Annotated in this window: 19 protein-coding genes; 18 read left to right on the top strand and 1 reads right to left on the bottom strand. The window is 44.0% G+C overall.

Annotated features, from left to right (window positions below):
• The first annotated feature begins 9 nt into the window (after positions 1–9).
• The 16 genes from ACYX4O_RS18905 to ACYX4O_RS18830 all read left to right on the top strand — a co-directional run bounded on the left by ACYX4O_RS18905 (position 10) and on the right by ACYX4O_RS18830 (position 14744).
• A complete protein-coding gene (locus tag ACYX4O_RS18905; protein WP_188650536.1) occupies positions 10–870 on the top strand; it encodes a F0F1 ATP synthase subunit gamma in 861 nt (286 codons plus the stop codon).
• A gap of 42 nt (positions 871–912) precedes the next feature.
• Positions 913–2328 (top strand): F0F1 ATP synthase subunit beta, encoded by a 1416-nt coding sequence (gene atpD / locus ACYX4O_RS18900; protein ID WP_476353134.1) that lies wholly within the window; start codon positions 913–915, stop codon positions 2326–2328.
• 63 nt (positions 2329–2391) lie between these two features.
• Positions 2392–2793: a F0F1 ATP synthase subunit epsilon gene (locus ACYX4O_RS18895; protein WP_188650532.1), complete on the top strand. Its 402-nt coding sequence runs from the start codon at positions 2392–2394 to the stop codon at positions 2791–2793.
• A gap of 748 nt (positions 2794–3541) precedes the next feature.
• The gene (locus tag ACYX4O_RS18890; RefSeq protein ID WP_036779967.1) at positions 3542–3772 is read left to right on the top strand and encodes a DUF1146 family protein; all 231 of its coding nucleotides are present in this window, start codon (positions 3542–3544) and stop codon (positions 3770–3772) included.
• 118 nt (positions 3773–3890) lie between these two features.
• Positions 3891–4631 carry a YwmB family TATA-box binding protein gene (locus ACYX4O_RS18885; protein ID WP_476353132.1) on the top strand — a complete coding sequence of 247 codons (741 nt, stop codon included), beginning with the start codon at positions 3891–3893 and terminating at the stop codon, positions 4629–4631.
• Between the two features lie 32 nt (positions 4632–4663).
• Positions 4664–5980, top strand: coding sequence for a UDP-N-acetylglucosamine 1-carboxyvinyltransferase (murA, locus tag ACYX4O_RS18880; RefSeq protein WP_476353130.1), 1317 nt, complete (start codon positions 4664–4666; stop codon positions 5978–5980).
• Positions 5981–6369: 389 nt separating this feature from the next.
• Positions 6370–7395 carry a stage II sporulation protein D gene (gene spoIID / locus ACYX4O_RS18875; RefSeq protein ID WP_476353128.1) on the top strand — a complete coding sequence of 342 codons (1026 nt, stop codon included), beginning with the start codon at positions 6370–6372 and terminating at the stop codon, positions 7393–7395.
• Positions 7396–7507: 112 nt separating this feature from the next.
• A complete protein-coding gene (locus ACYX4O_RS18870; protein ID WP_476353126.1) occupies positions 7508–8428 on the top strand; it encodes a peptidoglycan DD-metalloendopeptidase family protein in 921 nt (306 codons plus the stop codon).
• Positions 8429–8692: 264 nt separating this feature from the next.
• Positions 8693–9721, top strand: coding sequence for an AimR family lysis-lysogeny pheromone receptor (locus tag ACYX4O_RS18865; protein ID WP_476353124.1), 1029 nt, complete (start codon positions 8693–8695; stop codon positions 9719–9721).
• A 408-nt stretch (positions 9722–10129) separates the two neighbouring features.
• A complete protein-coding gene (gene spoIIID, locus ACYX4O_RS18860) occupies positions 10130–10411 on the top strand; it encodes a sporulation transcriptional regulator SpoIIID (protein ID WP_188650521.1) in 282 nt (93 codons plus the stop codon).
• A gap of 149 nt (positions 10412–10560) precedes the next feature.
• Entirely contained in the window at positions 10561–11562 is a 1002-nt protein-coding gene (gene mreB / locus ACYX4O_RS18855; protein WP_476353122.1) for a rod shape-determining protein MreB, read from the top strand.
• A gap of 21 nt (positions 11563–11583) precedes the next feature.
• A complete protein-coding gene (locus ACYX4O_RS18850) occupies positions 11584–12414 on the top strand; it encodes a flagellar hook-basal body protein (protein WP_476353120.1) in 831 nt (276 codons plus the stop codon).
• A 14-nt stretch (positions 12415–12428) separates the two neighbouring features.
• The gene (locus ACYX4O_RS18845) at positions 12429–13256 is read left to right on the top strand and encodes a flagellar hook-basal body protein (protein ID WP_476353118.1); all 828 of its coding nucleotides are present in this window, start codon (positions 12429–12431) and stop codon (positions 13254–13256) included.
• 42 nt (positions 13257–13298) lie between these two features.
• On the top strand, positions 13299–13631 hold the full coding sequence (locus ACYX4O_RS18840) for a DNA-directed RNA polymerase subunit beta (protein ID WP_476353116.1): 333 nt from the start codon (positions 13299–13301) through the stop codon (positions 13629–13631).
• A gap of 14 nt (positions 13632–13645) precedes the next feature.
• Positions 13646–14083 (top strand): 3-hydroxyacyl-ACP dehydratase FabZ, encoded by a 438-nt coding sequence (fabZ, locus tag ACYX4O_RS18835; protein WP_036779945.1) that lies wholly within the window; start codon positions 13646–13648, stop codon positions 14081–14083.
• Between the two features lie 361 nt (positions 14084–14444).
• On the top strand, positions 14445–14744 hold the full coding sequence (locus ACYX4O_RS18830; RefSeq protein WP_476353115.1) for a hypothetical protein: 300 nt from the start codon (positions 14445–14447) through the stop codon (positions 14742–14744).
• Positions 14745–14914: 170 nt separating this feature from the next.
• Here ACYX4O_RS18830 and ACYX4O_RS18825 read toward each other — a convergent pair whose 3' ends face one another.
• On the bottom strand, positions 14915–15097 hold the full coding sequence (locus tag ACYX4O_RS18825) for a hypothetical protein (protein WP_476353113.1): 183 nt from the start codon (positions 15095–15097) through the stop codon (positions 14915–14917).
• Positions 15098–15287: 190 nt separating this feature from the next.
• Between ACYX4O_RS18825 and ACYX4O_RS18820 the strand changes: the two genes are divergently transcribed.
• Both ACYX4O_RS18820 and ACYX4O_RS18815 read left to right on the top strand, forming a co-directional pair.
• Positions 15288–15767 carry a competence protein ComK gene (locus tag ACYX4O_RS18820; RefSeq protein ID WP_036779942.1) on the top strand — a complete coding sequence of 160 codons (480 nt, stop codon included), beginning with the start codon at positions 15288–15290 and terminating at the stop codon, positions 15765–15767.
• Positions 15768–16148: 381 nt separating this feature from the next.
• A complete protein-coding gene (locus tag ACYX4O_RS18815; protein ID WP_476353111.1) occupies positions 16149–17027 on the top strand; it encodes a TetR/AcrR family transcriptional regulator in 879 nt (292 codons plus the stop codon).
• Positions 17028–17031 lie beyond the last annotated feature (4 nt).

Raw genomic sequence — 17031 nt, 5'->3', positions numbered from 1 at the left:
TGAAACAGCGTGGCATCCCTTAGAGATATAAAGAATCGGATCAGTTCTACGAAGAAAACGAAGCAGATCACAAAAGCGATGGAGATGGTTTCAGCTTCTAAACTGAATCGGGCTGAGCAAAATGCAAAGTCGTTCAATCCTTATATGGATAAGATTCAAGAAGTTGTAGCTTCTATTGCAAATGGTGGTGGTGATGTGAGTCACCCGATGTTAAACACACGCCCTGTTAAGAAGACGGGTTACCTTGTGATTACATCAGACCGTGGTCTTGCAGGAGCTTACAACAGTAGCGTGCTTCGTAAGGTGTATCAAAAGATTCAAGATACACATAGCTCAAAGGATGAATATACAGTCATTCCAATGGGACGTGTAGGTCGTGATTTCTTCTCAAAACGCAATATGCCAGTTGAGCGTGAGATTACAGGAGTGGCGGACCAGCCAGCATTTGCTGACATTAAAGATGTTGCAAGCGAAGCAGTCCAACTCTATACCGATGGCGTTATTGATGAACTGTATATTTACTACAACCATTATGTAAGTGCAATTACGCAGGAAGTAACGGAAACGAAACTACTTCCATTAACAGATATCTCAACAGAAGGTAAGAAGCTAAGCTCATATGAGTATGAGCCAGACCAGGATCAAATCTTGAAGTCACTTCTTCCTCAATACGCTGAAAGTTTAATCTTCGGAGCCTTGTTAGACGGTAAAGCCAGTGAACATGCTGCTCGTATGACAGCCATGAAAGCTGCAACAGATAATGCGGACGATCTTATCGGAGATCTTACGTTATCCTACAACCGTGCACGTCAGGCATCCATCACCCAGGAAATCACCGAAATTGTCGGTGGAGCTGCAGCCTTAGAGTAGGCGAGCCCTGGATGAACGTGAAAGTAAGTTAGGAGGGAAATCATGAGTAAAGGACGCATTACACAGGTAATGGGACCCGTTGTAGACGTTCAGTTCGAAGATGGCCATTTGCCTGAGATCTATAACGCCTTAACGGTCCATCACGAAGCAAAAGATGAATCCGAAAGTAGCGTAGACCTTACGCTAGAAGTAGCACTTCACCTTGGAGATAATGCGGTTCGTACAGTAGCGATGGCTTCTACAGAAGGTCTGACTCGTGGACTAGGAGTCGTTGATACAGGTGCGCCAATCTCCGTTCCAGTAGGTGACGTTACACTTGGACGTGTCTTTAACGTATTAGGTGACAAAATTGATTTAGACGAACCTCTTCAAGAAGGTATTCGTCGTGACCCAATTCACCGCGAGGCACCAACCTTTGAACAACTATCTACAGAGACAGAAATTCTTGAAACAGGAATTAAAGTAGTAGACTTACTAGCTCCTTACATCAAGGGTGGTAAGATCGGTCTATTCGGTGGTGCCGGTGTAGGTAAAACCGTATTAATTCAGGAGTTAATCAACAACATCGCACAGGAGCACGGTGGTATTTCCGTTTTCGCAGGTGTTGGAGAGCGTACTCGTGAAGGAAACGACCTTTACTACGAAATGACAGATTCAGGAGTTATCAAGAAGACAGCCATGGTATTCGGTCAGATGAACGAACCACCTGGTGCACGTATGCGTGTTGCGCTTTCTGGTCTTACAATGGCGGAGTACTTCCGTGATGAGCAAGGTCAGGACGTTCTATTCTTCATCGATAACATTTTCCGTTTCACACAAGGTGGTCTTGAGGTATCCGCCCTACTAGGTCGTATGCCATCAGCCGTAGGTTACCAGCCAACTCTAGCAACAGAGATGGGTCAACTTCAGGAACGTATCACTTCAACTGAAAAAGGTTCCGTAACCTCTATTCAGGCGATTTACGTACCTGCCGATGACTACACGGACCCGGCACCAGCCACTACGTTCGCACACTTAGATGCGACAACAAACCTTGAGCGTAAGCTTTCTGAGCAAGGGATCTACCCAGCCGTAGACCCACTTGCTTCGACATCTCGTGCCCTTGATCCAGCTGTTGTTGGAGAAGAGCACTATGAAGTAGCACGTCAAGTACAAAGTACATTACAGCGTTACAAAGAGCTTCAGGATATTATCGCGATCCTTGGTATGGACGAATTATCTGATGAAGATAAGATGACGGTATCCCGTGCTCGTCGTATTCAGTTCTTCTTGTCTCAGAACTTCCACGTTGCTGAGCAGTTCACAGGTCAGAAAGGTTCTTACGTGCCAGTTGCTGAGACTGTTAAAGGATTCAAAGAGATCCTTGACGGTAAGTACGATGACCTTCCAGAGGACGCATTCCGCCTAGTTGGACGCATTGAAGATGTAGTTGAAAAAGCAAAATCAATGGAACAATAATAAAAAAGCGGCATTCTGTTACAAACAAATGCCGCTTCATTCCAGCCCAAAGGGGGGGTAATCTTGAACACACTAACTGTGAGTGTTGTCACTCCTGATGGCCCGGTTTTAGAAGACTCATTTGAGATGGTAAGTTGTAAGGCGGAAAGTGGCGAGTTAGGGATTATGCCAGGGCACATACCACTAGTTGCACCATTAGCAATCAGTGCAGTACGCCTGAAAGGTAGCAAATCCACTGAGATGATTGCCGTAAGCGGAGGTTTTGTAGAGGTACGCCCTGATAAGGTAACCATCCTTGCCCAATCAGCGGAAACTCCAACAGACATCGACGTAGAACGTGCTCGCAAAGCGAAAGAACGTGCTGAACGCCGTAAAAACTCCAAACAAGATGACGTCGATCTAGTCCGAGCCGAGTTAGCACTAAAACGTGCCCTCAACCGATTAGATCTATTAGAAAAGTCTTAAGCTGACAAAATGTTAGCTTAAGACTTTTTTTCTTGTCCTCCTATTTCTCAAAGGGGTCCCTACCATGATTGGGGTAGGATGGGGCCGATACTCATATGTGCACTCGGGTTGTCTGGGGAACGACTCGCTTTCCGCGGGCGAGCTGTCGAGCCTCCTCGGGAAGACCACCCTGCGGGGTCTCGTCGACCTCTTTCTCCCGCAGGAGTCTCCCCGTTCCCCAGACAACCCTGCCAAAAATTTTCAATCGGCCCCCGCAGCTCAAGGGATGTGGCTATGCAACTATAGCATGTTTCCGTTAAGCCTAATATGGAGAAGGTGGTTCGGGAAATTGCGAGACTCCTGCGGCAGTAGGAGCCTCATCAGGGAAAGAGGAAGTTCGACTAAGACCGTCACGTCCTGTGACAACGTCGAACGACCCCACGTCGTGTGGGGCCGCGGAAAGCGAGTGATTTCCCGAACCACCTTACGCACAATCAAGATAACGGAAACATTCCCTCACCTATAAGACTTCCATATGATGGTGGTTATATGGCAGCCTCATATATAATAAATCCCAAAAACTTCAAAATCTTAACATAACACCCGATAGTAAAAAAAGGGAATTAACTTTTCTCGAGCCTAATAGGTTTAGGGGGCTTTGGAAAGAGGAATGGTATACCTAGTCGCGCCCCTGGATTGACAATTATCAGTGCGAATGTCACAGTTTATATGACGAAGCATTGAATGGTCTTGAAGGGTGTGACAACAGATGGATTTAGTAGGATATCAATCGCTTACGAACATGATTTCCCATATTGTTTTTATTTTGATTACGTGGCGTCTATTACAAGCAATTAATTTAGATGGCATAATCAAGAAGGGACGGATATTTGAAGCGCGAGTGCTGCTGATGTTCCTTACGATTACGATTGGAACAGCTGTAAGTAACTTCTTCTTAGATTACTTGCAATGGTCTCAGAATTTAAAGTTTTTATTATAAGAAGAACTGCCGATTGAGGCAGTTTTTCTCTCGAGAACTGTCGAAGGGTTTCAAGTATGTTTGGGCCCTCTCCTGTTGATACTGGAAATATGATTTTTTCAGAAGGGGAGAGGTTGTAATGTTAAACAAAACGAAACCATTTTTTATTGTCATTTTATTGGCAGTTACACTGAACTCATACGTTTCTCAAATAAGTGCTGGGGGGAGAGCCCAGTCGCCATTGCAACCACTCCATGATATATCCACCTTTCTTTCTGAAGAGGGGCTTTCAATGACACATTGGGAAATTGTCATGAAGGAACAAATTCAGGAGGATCACCTTCCTACCCTTATAAAACAGCTAAAAGAAACACAATCAGAATTCACCATTTCAAAGGAAGATACAGAAACTGCAAGAAAAATAGTCGCAAACAACCATCAAAAAACATTGCTTGAATCCGAACAGTTTATAGTGATTGTATCTAAAGAGGCAGACCATTATGCCGAGATTATTTATAAAATGACTGGCCAAACATGGGACGAAGAAACAGCTAAGTTCGTGAGTCGTCGACTTAATCAGACGAAAACTGCCTATTTTCAAGAAAATACCACATTTTTTACTTGTGTGAAAGCGGATAAAAATGATAAAATGAATGGTGTTTTACTGCTTGAAAAATTTAGTACAAGACTAGAAATCGAAAAACTACAAACAATAACAGAACCAGGTTTTATTTCAGTAACCGGATTTACAAATGAATGGAATCAGGCGCTTCCTTACTCGGACAATGGGGCGATGAATGTTCAGTATGCCCTTCGGCAAGGAATGGGCGCAAAGACAACCCTCATATTTGGAACGCCGATAATAACGAGTGAATATTAATATAGAGAAAATGGACGCGGAGGGGAATGACCTTGGAAAAAATCATCGTCCGCGGTGGCAGCAAGTTAACAGGCACTGTAAAAGTTGAAGGTGCAAAGAATGCTGTTCTGCCTGTCATCGCAGCAGGTTTAATCGCTAGTGAAGGAAAAAGTATCTTAAAAGACGTACCCGCTCTTGCTGATGTTCATACAATTAGTGAAGTTTTACGATATATGAATGCCGACGTAAATGTAGAAAACAACACTGTTACAATTGATGCATCAAAAGAGCTGACAACAGAAGCACCGTTTGAGTATGTTCGCAAGATGAGAGCTTCTGTCCTTGTATTAGGCCCATTATTAGCACGTTATGGGCATGCAAAAGTAGCACTACCAGGAGGGTGTGCAATTGGTTCTCGACCAATTGATCAGCACCTAAAAGGGTTTGAAGCTATGGGAGCGAAAGTAAATGTCGGAAACGGCTTCATTGAAGCGTATACCGAAGGCCGTCTGCAAGGCGCCCGTATTTACTTTGACGTTCCGAGTGTCGGTGCAACAGAGAACGTGATGATGGCTGCTGCTTTAGCAGAAGGCAAAACCGTTCTTGAAAACTGCGCCAAAGAGCCAGAAATCGTTGACTTAGCGAACTATCTGAATAAGATGGGAGCAAAAGTCATCGGTGCAGGAACAGAAACAATCCGCATTACAGGTGTTGAGAAACTTGTAGGCGCGGAGCACAACATTATTCCTGACCGTATTGAAGCAGGAACATTTATGGTTGCTGCTGCGATTACGAAAGGAAACGTACTCGTAAAAGGTGCTGAACAAGAGCATCTAAGGTCCCTTGTGGCCAAAATGGAAGAAATGGGTGTCATTATCGAAGAGGAAGACGAAGGTCTGCGTGTTATTGGACCTGAAAAGCTAAAAGCCGTTGACCTTAAGACAATGCCGCATCCAGGCTTCCCAACAGATATGCAGTCACAAATGATGGCCCTTATGCTGCAAGCAGAAGGCACAAGTGTCATTACAGAGACAGTCTTTGAGAACCGTTTCATGCACGTAGAAGAATTCCGTCGCATGAACGCGAACTTGAAGATTGAAGGCCGTTCTGTTATTGTAGAAGGCCCTTCATCCTTACAAGGCGCAGAAGTATCTGCTACAGATCTTCGCGCAGCCGCTGCTCTTATTGTGGCTGGTTTAGTAGCTGACGGTCACACTCGCGTCACAGAACTGAAGCACTTAGACCGTGGCTATGTTGACTTTGAAAACAAACTAGTAGCCCTTGGTGCAGATGTTGAGCGCATTGATGACGAAGTTGATGAAGAAGAAGACCATCCAGCAACTGACGTTAAATCATCCTTATCGTCTTAATTAGATATCAAATAGCTAAGAGACTACCTCACAAGTTGAGGTAGTCTCTTTTTATTTTGGTAAGTAGTTCTATGTTTTGGTGCAATCTAGCCGGGCTCACAATGGATTTTGCCGTAGACCACCCTTATCTGTCTAACCATCCGTGCTCCTCAGCAAACAGTTCATGCACGCTCTCAATTCATCCGTGCACCCCCATACACTGTCCGTACCCGCACGTAATTCGGCCGTACCTCTCAACAATCTTTCCATGCCAAAATCGTCACTCCCCCATATTCAGCCGTAGCCCAAGTCACCCCAAAAACCTGTAGCTTTTTTTATAGGTGTTGTTCTACTAAAGGCAAAATATGTATAGATTAGATAGTAGAGTAACTAGAAAAGGGGGCTTCTTAATGAAGATGTGGAAGGGGCCGAGTTTTTTATTCATAAGTGGATTAATTCTTATGATCCTCGTACTCCCGACGTTAATTGTCGTACCATTTATCCAACATGAACCGATGGAAGTAGCCACAGACCAACCAGCGTCGACTGAAGCAACAGATGAGTACAATTTGGAGGGGAACCCGGCTTTCGTCGTATCAGTCCTTCGCAATCAAGCCAATCAAGTTGAAGAGGTGCCGCTCGAACTGTATGTTTCGCGTGTAGTAGCCTCTGAAATGCCAGCAGACTTTGAACTTGAAGCATTGAAGGCACAAGCCCTGGCGGCACGAACCTATATTGTACGATACCTTGTAGAAGGAGAAGAGACGCTACAAGGTGGAGCGGACGTGACAGACACCGTCCAGCATCAGGTCTATAAGAACGATGCAGAACTGCGCCAAATATGGGGAGCAGATTACGAATGGAAGATGCCTAAGATTCGTCAAGCAGTAGGAGAAACCATGGGTGAGATCTTAACGTTTGAAGGAGATCCGATTTTTGCTGCATTCTTCTCAACCTCTAACGGGCAAACGGAAAACTCTGAAGATTACTGGCAAAATGAAATCCCTTATTTACGGAGCGTCGCAAGTCCGTGGGATGAAACCTCGCCAAAGTATTTAGATCAAAAGGTATTCTCAGAAGCGCAGATAGAGAAGCTGTTAGCCGTAACGATCGATTCCTCCCAGCCTGTTTTAGCAAATGTTGAGAAAACAGACAGTAATCGTATTTCAAAAGCAACGATTGGTGACAAAACACTTACAGGCAGAGAGATCAGAGAATCATTAGATCTTCAGTCCTCTGACTTCACTGTTGAACATAAAGACGGTCACTTCGTTTTTACGACGAAAGGCTATGGCCATGGTGTAGGCATGAGTCAATTCGGAGCAAACGGTATGGCACAAGAGGGTAAGTCCTATAAGGAAATTGTAACCCACTTTTACAAAGGCGTAGCGATAGAAGAAGTGGATTCTTATTTGCCTAAAATGGCAGCCAAATAAAAAAAGCGTATAAGATTTTCAGTTTGTCGAAAAATAAGTTTAAAAAATTTTTTATAAAAAATGTATAGTTCTTCCTCTTTCTGATCAGAATGATTCCTGAGGTGATGATGAAATGAGAGAGGAAGAAAACAAAAGCGTTTCAAAAAACAATTGGAAGCGTGTTTTCCGCAAAAAATGGTTTTTCCCAAGTGTTTATCTAGTTGCTGCAGCTTTGATTTTGACAGGAGTACTTGTTTTCCAAAGTATGAACACAGATGTTGATAACGTACAACCTGAAGAAGGCCAACAAGAAGGCGGCATTGAGTACTCTTACGAGGATGACAATTCCGTACCGGTTATGGACCTGAAAGAGAACTTAAATATGCCAGTTCTTAACCAGGACCAAGCTGTCATTAAAACAAAGTTCTACGATCATGACAGCAGCAGCGAAGAGAAAGAACAGGCCATCATTCAATTCAACAACAAATTTTACCAAAGTAACGGAATTGACATTGCAAGAGAAGATGGCGAATCTTTTGATGTAGTAGCTTCTGCAACTGGAACTGTAACGGAAGTAAAAGAAGATGCGCTATATGGCAAATACATCGAAATCACTCACGAAGATGACATTAAAACGCGTTACATGAGTCTTGGTGATGTGCTTGTAGAAGTAGGTGCTAAAGTTAATCAAGACGATGTTATTGGAACATCTGGACGTAGTCTGGCAGGTCAGGCAAGCGGCCTACACGTACACTTTGAAGTACGCAACGGCGACCAAGCTCTTAACCCAGAAGATTACTTCTTCCAGCCACTAAGCAAACTTAAAGATAGCGACCAAACGGACGCTGATGCTGAAGCGGATCAAGAAGGAGACGCTGAGGTAGAAGGCGAAGGCGAAGGTCAAGATCAAGGTGAAGACCAAGGTCAAACTGAAGACGGTTCTGAAGGTGAAGAGGATGGAGAATCCACTGACACTGACGAAGACAAACAACCTGAAACAGAACAACCAAACCAAGACGACGAAGAATCCTCAATTTCTATGACAAACGCATAAAGAACACCAAAAAACCACCATTCCATGGTGGTTTTTTGCATTACCACACTAAAGGGTGCCAGACACGCGCTCATACGGCAGAGCACTAAAGGGTGCCAGGCACGCGATCGTACGGCAGAGCACTAAAGAGGTGCTTGATATGGAGGTTTTGTCGATTTAGTTCTTGTTTTGTAGAAAGGGTATAAATGAATTAGAAAATTTGGTAATTTTAGTTTGACCTTGTTAGCGGGTGTCGCAATTTGTACAGGATGGAGGGGTATATCAGTGACTGCTAAAGCAATTATAAATGATCTGTCTTCAAAAAATATTTCTTTACATATGTTAAAGAATACGTTGTATAGGGTTCAGGGTAGAGATTCTGCACTACATATCCTTAAAGAAATCTGTTTGGAAAGGAAGACTCCCGAAACGCGTCAACATGGGATGGAGTTTCTATTCGTTAACGACTTGTTTACTGAACTGAAGTGGTTAATCAACGAAAACAAGCAATCTACGGATATCATGGATCGATCATGGGGGCAGTTGTATGATGTTTATCTGAATTATAAACAACAGAAAATAAATGTTTCCGAAGCCTTCGAGCATTTAAACTCAATAGTATTGATAACAGGTGAACAAGAATGTTATGTAGATTTAATTCAATCGATTCTTTACTTTGACTCTCACCGCTTTAGTATGTTTGCTGTATACATAGATCGTTTTAAAGACAAATTGAGTGAATTAGAGCCCTCTCTTTTGAAAGACTATCTGGATTTACGTCATAAATATCTGTTGTTTCGTTATCACTGGAGGAACAACGAGTTAATTATTGCTCGCAAATATGCCTTTAAACTTCTTCAAGAAGACCTTGCGCCAGAGAGAATAGGAAAGATTCATTCATCCCTTTCCCTTACCTATCTCTTTGAAGGATACGACGCCGCGTTTTATCACATTGCGGAAGCGCAAGCGGTTGCGGAACAATATAATATTGGTCCACTCAAATTTGCATTAGAGAATAATAATATCCCATTCATCTCGGCAGAAAACGGCAGAGTTGAAGGGATTACCACACTAGACTCTTCAGAAATAGCTCACCTGGCCATAGCTCGAGGGGAGAAAGATAGAGCGATCAGTATTTTAGAACGCATTCAAGAGCCTACTCCTTTTCAGCTATATTACCTGGGCCTTGCAAAAGAGGACAAGTCTATACTGTTAGATTCCTATTTTAGATTTGTAAATGAACAGAGTCATTACTTTTTCGCAAGACTCCCGCTTCGAGCCATGAGTAATCTCGATATGGAGATCGTACAATAGCCAAACCACGAAACCGAACATCGGCGGTTCCCTCGCCGATGTTCGGTTTCGTTTTGTCTTTAACACGTTAACAAACAGCAGCGTGCCAGACACCCGTCACTGCATTACCGCGCTAAAGGGTGTCTGGCACGCTTTTTTGCTTTAAAGGGGTGGTTTTGGGTGATTTGTGAAAGAAATGTGGCTAAAGTCCTTGTCCGTTGTGATGTTTTAAGCATAAAGGGTTTTTGTGAAACATATTCTGTTACAAACCGAGTTATAGAAAGGTTTGGGGTGAGAGTCTTTAGGGGTTTACCTTAACGCACATAGAAGAGCCTACATCTTAGAAGCTGCATACTAAACATATACGTATAACCTAGTGCCTTGTCTCATTTCACACCTTTGACATCCAATCATCAGGAGGCGAGTGGTGTGCACGATTACATCAAAGAGCGAACAATCAAGATTGGGAAATATATCGTGGAGACGAAGAAAACCGTCCGAGTCATTGCGAAAGAATTTGGAGTGTCAAAGAGTACGGTTCACAAAGATTTGACGGAGCGGTTGCCGGAGATTAATCCTGAACTAGCTAGCGAGGTAAAAGGGATTCTGGATTATCATAAAGCAATTCGTCACCTTCGTGGAGGGGAAGCGACAAAGAAGAAGTATAAAACCAAATCAAGTCAGGAAGAACCGGCAAATACGGCCGGATAAAAGTGCGGTCCTCCCAAAGACCTATTTCTTTTGGTATGGAAACTTTTTTCTCTAATTATGACTAAAAATGTGGAAATTTGTGATAAAATATATCATTAGAAGAAATCTGTTTTCGGAAGTATCAGAAGAGCAGGGAGGATCAATATCTCATGTTTGCAAGAGATATCGGAATAGACTTGGGTACGGCAAACGTACTCATACACGTAAAAGGTAAAGGTATCGTACTTAATGAACCATCCGTAGTAGCGATGGATCGCAACAGTGGTAAAGTATTAGAAGTGGGGGATGAAGCCCGTCGTATGGTGGGACGTACTCCTGGGAATATAGAAGCAATTCGTCCATTGAAAGATGGGGTTATTGCTGACTTTGACGTAACAGAAGCAATGCTTAAGCACTTTATTAATAAGATTAACGTGCGAGGGTTCTTGTCTAAGCCTCGTATGCTGATTTGCTGCCCGACGAACATAACGAAAGTTGAGCAAAAGGCTATTAAAGAAGCGGCTGAAAAGAGTGGCGGGAAGCGTGTTCTTCTTGAAGAAGAGCCGAAAGTTGCTGCAATTGGGGCCGGCATGGACATCTTCCAACCAAGCGGTAATATGGTAGTAGATATCGGCGGTGGGACCACAGATATCGCAGTTCTATCTATGGGCGACATAGTCACCGCCTCATCTATTAAAATGGCCGGAGATAAATTTGATCATGAGATCCTTCAATACATCAAGCGAAACTACAAGCTTCTTATTGGTGAGCGTACAGCAGAAGATATTAAGGTGAATATCGCAACGGTCTTCTCTGGATCCCGTAAAGAACAGATCGACATTCGTGGACGTGATATGGTTTCTGGTCTTCCGCGCACGATTACAGTGTACTCAGAAGAGATCGAGGGAGCGCTGAAAGAATCCGTTACCGTTATCGTTCAATCAGCTAAACAAGTGCTAGAACGCACTCCTCCTGAACTATCTGCGGATATTATCGATCGTGGTGTTATTCTAACGGGCGGTGGTGCTATGCTTCACGGGCTTGACCAATTGCTAGCTGAAGAACTGAAGGTTCCTGTTCTTGTCGCAGAAGAGCCAATGAACTGTGTAGCTAAAGGCACAGGGATTATGCTTGAGAACATCGATAAATTACCGAAAAACAACATTGTCTAAACCTAAAGGAGGACAAGTCTCGTGTTAAGAGGATTCTATTCAGCAGCTTCAGCCATGCTCGCTCAACAGCGTCAGCAAGAAGCGCTCTCCAATAATTTAGCCAACTCAACAACACCTGGGTACAAGGCCGATCAGTCAACGATGCGTGCTTTCCCAGAACTATTAATGCAAAAAATGGGCAGCAAAGAGATCCCCACGCAATCCGGTGGTCTCAAGCTACCTGTGAATCAGGATATCGGAAGTATGAACACTGGCGTATATGTTCAAGAAGAGATTCCGGATTTTGCTCAAGGCGATATTAGAGAGTCAGGAATCCTCTCCGACATGGCACTTGTAAACGGGAATCTCCCAGATGAGACAGGAGGGCTTTTCTTTACCGTCCAAGGCCCAGACGGCGAACAGCGCTACACTCGGAACGGGAATTTCACCGTGGATGGACAAGGTTTCCTAACGACTCAGGCTGGAAACTACGTGCTTGATACAAACGGCAACAATATTCAAACTGGTGGTATGGATTTCAATGTTACAGAAGATGGTGTGCTCGAAGCGGGTGGACAAGCTACACCACTCGGGATTACATATACGACAGACGTGAACCAAATGGTGAAAGATGGCGGCAACTTATTCCGATTTGAAGGAGAAGAGGGGCAGGCTGTTCAAGGTGCACGCGCTACAGATGGCGTTGCCTTTTCGATTCAACAAAACTTCCTCGAGAGGTCCAACGTCGATACCTCTCAAACAATGGTAGAGATGATGAACTCTTACCGTCTTTTCGAAACGAATCAAAAAGTACTGAAAGCCTATGACCAAAGTATGGACAAGGCTGTAAATGAAATTGCGAGAGTTCGTTAGGGGGATCTCAAGAAATGCTAAGATCGTCAATGCAAGCGGCTGTCACGATGGGGCAACTTCAGCAGAAGCTTGATTTAATCGGAAATAACTTAGCCAATATGGAAACACCAGGTTACAAAACACGGAACTCCGAATTTGCCTCTCTTCTCTATCAACAGATCGACAATTTAGAGGATGAAGGTGAAAATCCGAATCGTTTAACACCCGATGGACTGCGCATGGGTTCAGGTGCTAAACTCGCTCATACGGATATTGATCTATCTCAAGGTTCCATTAAAGAAACGGGCCGTGCCTTAGATGTAGCTCTGCAAGATGAGAAGCATCTATTTCAAGTTCAAGCAACCGTTAACGGACAAACGGAGACCCGTTATACTCGTGACGGTTCATTCGCATTCTCTCCAGTAAACGATGGAGAAGTCATGCTTGTAACGTCAAATGGGAATCCTGTTCTTGGTGAAGATGGTCCCATTGTGATAGACGATACGTTTGATGACATGACGATACGAAAAGACGGTTCCATTTTCCTTACCCAAAACGGTGAGCAAACTGAAGCGGGACGTTTAGCTATTGTAAATGCAGAACGCCCTCGTTTATTAGAAGCTGCCGGTCAAAATGTGTTTCGTATTCCACAAGAGGGAATAGAAGATATACCAGTAAATGAAATCGTCCAAGCAGTTGCTCCACAAGACATTAATACAAAGCAGGGAGCACTTGAAACATCGAACGTAGATATGTCAAAGCAAATGACAGATATGCTAACGATGCAACGCGCTTATCAGTTTAACAGTCGTTCCATCGCCATGGGCGACCAAATGATGGGACTTGTAAACCAGTTACGTTAAACGCGTAGTAGCGCCAAACGAATGGATAAGGAGTCTGTAGGTATGCCAGAAAAGAAACAAACAGAGCCAACCAGTCGCGGTGAACGACGCGAACTTCAAAAACAACAACAGAATCAAGAACAGTCGAAGAGCCAAGCTTCGAAAGAAACCGATAAAGTTAAAAAACAAGACAAAGAAAAGAAGTCTAAAAAACGCTATCGTCGTCGGATCTTTCCAATCTGGTTGCGAATTATTGTCGTTCTGGTCATCAGTGCAGCTGCTCTAGTCGGTGGCGCAATGATTGGATACGGTGTAATTGGAGACGGAACTCCAACAAACGTCTTGAAACTTGAAACGTGGCAACATATTATAGATATCGTAACGAAAACTGAATAGGAGGCTTCCTATCTATGCTAGATATCGAACAAATTAAAGACATCATCCCGCACCGCTACCCTTTCCTTCTAGTTGATCAGATTACAGAACTAGAAGAAGGCAAACGTGCTGTCGGGAAAAAGAACGTAACGGCAAACGAACCCTTCTTCCAAGGCCACTTCCCAAGCTATAACGTCATGCCAGGCGTTTTAATTGTAGAAGCCCTTGCTCAAGTGGGCGCAGTGGCGATGCTGAAAAAAGAAGAAAATCAAGGTCGCCTTGCATTCTTCACAGGCATCGACAAATGTCGTTTCAAACGCCAAGTCCGCCCAGGAGACACGCTCGTGCTAGAAGTGGAAATCATCCGTGCTAAAGCAAGCATCGGCAAAGGAAAAGCCACAGCCAAAACCATCGAAGGTGAAACGGTGTGTGAAGCTGAAATCATGTTCGCCCTAGGCGACAAAGAAGACTAATCCAAAACGCCCCAGAGTTGAGACTCTGGGGCGTTTTGTGCATCGCTGGGCCGTTACTGTTAATGAGTGGTTGGGGGTGGCTGGGGAACGACTCGCTTTCCGCGGGCGAGCTGTCGAGCCTCCTCCTTCACTACGTTCAGTCCGGGGTCTCGTCGACCTCTTTCTCCCGCAGGAGTCTCCCCGTTCCCCAGCCACCCCCTAGCAAACGGAAACATTCTCTCAGCTACTTTAAAATAAAACCCAAAAAGTGTAAAAATCGATGCATACTTTTCCAAAATACGCTCATTCTAACAAATAGTACAATGACCCTTCTGGCAGAGCTTCTGCTCAGGAGCGTCTACTATACTTAGGAGGAATGAACATGAAGAAGAGTTGGTTATTTAAACTAGGTGCTTCGGCGCTGGCGCTTTCACTGATGGCGGCTTGTGGTGATACAGAAGAAGAGACGCCTGAAGAGGAACAGCAGCAACAAGAAGAGCAACAGCAAGATGAAGAGCAAATGGAAGAAGAGCAGAAGAAAGATGAAATGGAAAATGATGAAGATATGAATGAAGAAGAGAACCAAAACGAAGAAGATAACATGGAAAAAGAAGATGAAAACATGCAGCAAGGCGATAAAGAAGGCGAAACAAACAACACAGATGAAGATATGAACGAATAATAGAAGAAACCACTACCTTAAAGGTAGTGGTTTTTCCATTCCCGGCGCCCAGCAACTAGTAGACTTCCCTCACCTCCGGTCAATCAGTCAACATCGATTCGCTAGCGCTCACCGTGTTTCCTTGATCTCTACTCGGGTTCAGTCCAGTCTATACGTTGCTGAACGGACGCCTACGCTTTCGTGTCAATAACGGCGCCGAGGGTTGGGTGTTCGGGCTCGCGTAGCGATTCCTCCACCATCTTCACTTCCTCAGAGCCTTTTGTCTCCATACGAGTTAACGCTTGGTCGATCAATGAAAGATTGGCCTGAAGCTTCACACCGTATGTACCAATGGCAGGATGCATCTCCCCCATGTCAGCAATCCCTCCCAATAAATGGTGTTTAAATTATATCAGATAAAGAACTAAAACGACCAGAAAATGGATCTAAAATACTAGATAAATAAAATTTTTTGTAAATTTAACAAAAAATTCTAAAAAATGAACCTTTATTCCGGTATAATATAATCACATAAATGTAAAAATATTCTATAAGGAGGAAGTAATGGGGGAAGAAATAAGAGAGGATTATATAATTAATGCAAATACAATGGGTGTCTTCTCTAATCTCCATCCAACGCGCCTATCTAAAATCCTTGAACCAAACCGTGTGATCTATTGTACAAAAACGCCTAAACAGATCATATCCGAGTCCTGTTTAACAGGCGGTTCCACGTTTGTTGGGAGACAGTTAGCGATGGAGAAGATACTACAAACGAAAAGTAAGCTTCCGATACCTGTAAACCCGAGTGAAGGGACGTTTATGTTTCCAACAATGTCCCCCAGAAATATGTACTGTGGCTGGATCTCGTTCTACCACGTTAAGCAATATGAAGAGAATAAAGGAGAAGGGGGGAGTAAAGTGGTCTTCACAGATGAGTCGATCATGGATATTGCCACATCAGGCTACTCCATCAAGCGACAAATGCAACTAACCGGCCTCGCCATCGCCACCTTCTCCCGCCCCTTATACTTAAAGTCCTAGAAAAGCCTGCCCCTAGCAGGCTTTTCTTTTTTATGCGGCTGAAGGTCCGTGCCATAAAAGTGCAAGGGCAGGCTTGGGGACCACTCGCTTTCCTGCGGGGAGCTGGTAAGCCTCCTCCTTCGCTGACGCTCAGTCCGGGGTCTTACCTAGGCTCCTCACCCCGCGGGAGTCTCGCAGTCCCCAAGCCTGCCCTGGCGTTAAAGGGTGTACGGACCGCACATACTAAAAAAGACCATCACAATACGCCCTCGAACGGTGGAAGGTATTGTAAAATCACCTCGAATATAGTATAGTATCCATGGCATGACTGACCAGTCATGCCCGAACCTCTATCATACCCCGACATGGGATGGTATGCTAGAGGCAGAGAGGATGAGGCACATGAATGAAAAGAAACAACGCATCATTGAAACCGGAATGAAGCTATTCGCAACAAAGGGCTTCCATTCGACATCCATACAACAAATCGCTGACCAAAGTGGGGTCTCAAAAGGAGCTTTTTACTTACATTTCAGTTCAAAAGAAGACCTGACCTTACAAATTCATCACTATTATTATAATGATCTCGTAGAACGAGTTGCTGAGGTTCGTAAGCTTGACTTATCGCCTAAGGAATCGCTAGCCAGACAGGTTCAAGTCTATATCGAAGCCTTTCAAAGTAATAAAGAATTTATCATTATGCACATGCGAGATAACGTCGATATTAAATCAGAAGCCAATAGCTTTATGATGGAAATGCGCAATCAAACGTTCAAGTGGAGTAATGACAACCTACTTAACATATATGGTGATGCCTTAATGCCAAAGATCGTCGATGCATCGATCTTGCTTGAAGGCATGATGCAGAGCTATTTCAAATGGCTCGTTATTGATAATTTGCCGCTAGATTCAGAACGTTTGGCTCACTTCATCGTGCGACGCGTTGACGATGCTATAAAAGGCATGATGGAAGAGTCGGATGCTCCGCAAATTTCAAGAGATCAAGTGGAATCGATTTCGATGGGGGTAAGCACTCCGTCGGAAGAACGAACCGTCCAGGACCAGCTTAGGGACATGAAAGAAAAAGTAGCCAGGCAATCCCTACATAAAACACGCATCGACGAACTGACACACGCACTTGACATTATTGAAGCAGAGGCAAACAAAGAGAAGCCTGAAAGAGTCGTAATTCAGGGCATGCTTGCCCACTTTAAAAACCTGCCGGAAATGGAGCAGGACTGCCAGGAGATTGCCGATCACCTGAACATTTCCTTATTGTAAGAGA

The sequence above is a fragment of the Pontibacillus sp. ABV4_188 genome (assembly GCF_056311905.1).
The sequence above is the reverse complement of the archived record's forward strand: the minus strand, read 5'-3'. Positions and strand labels throughout refer to the sequence as shown.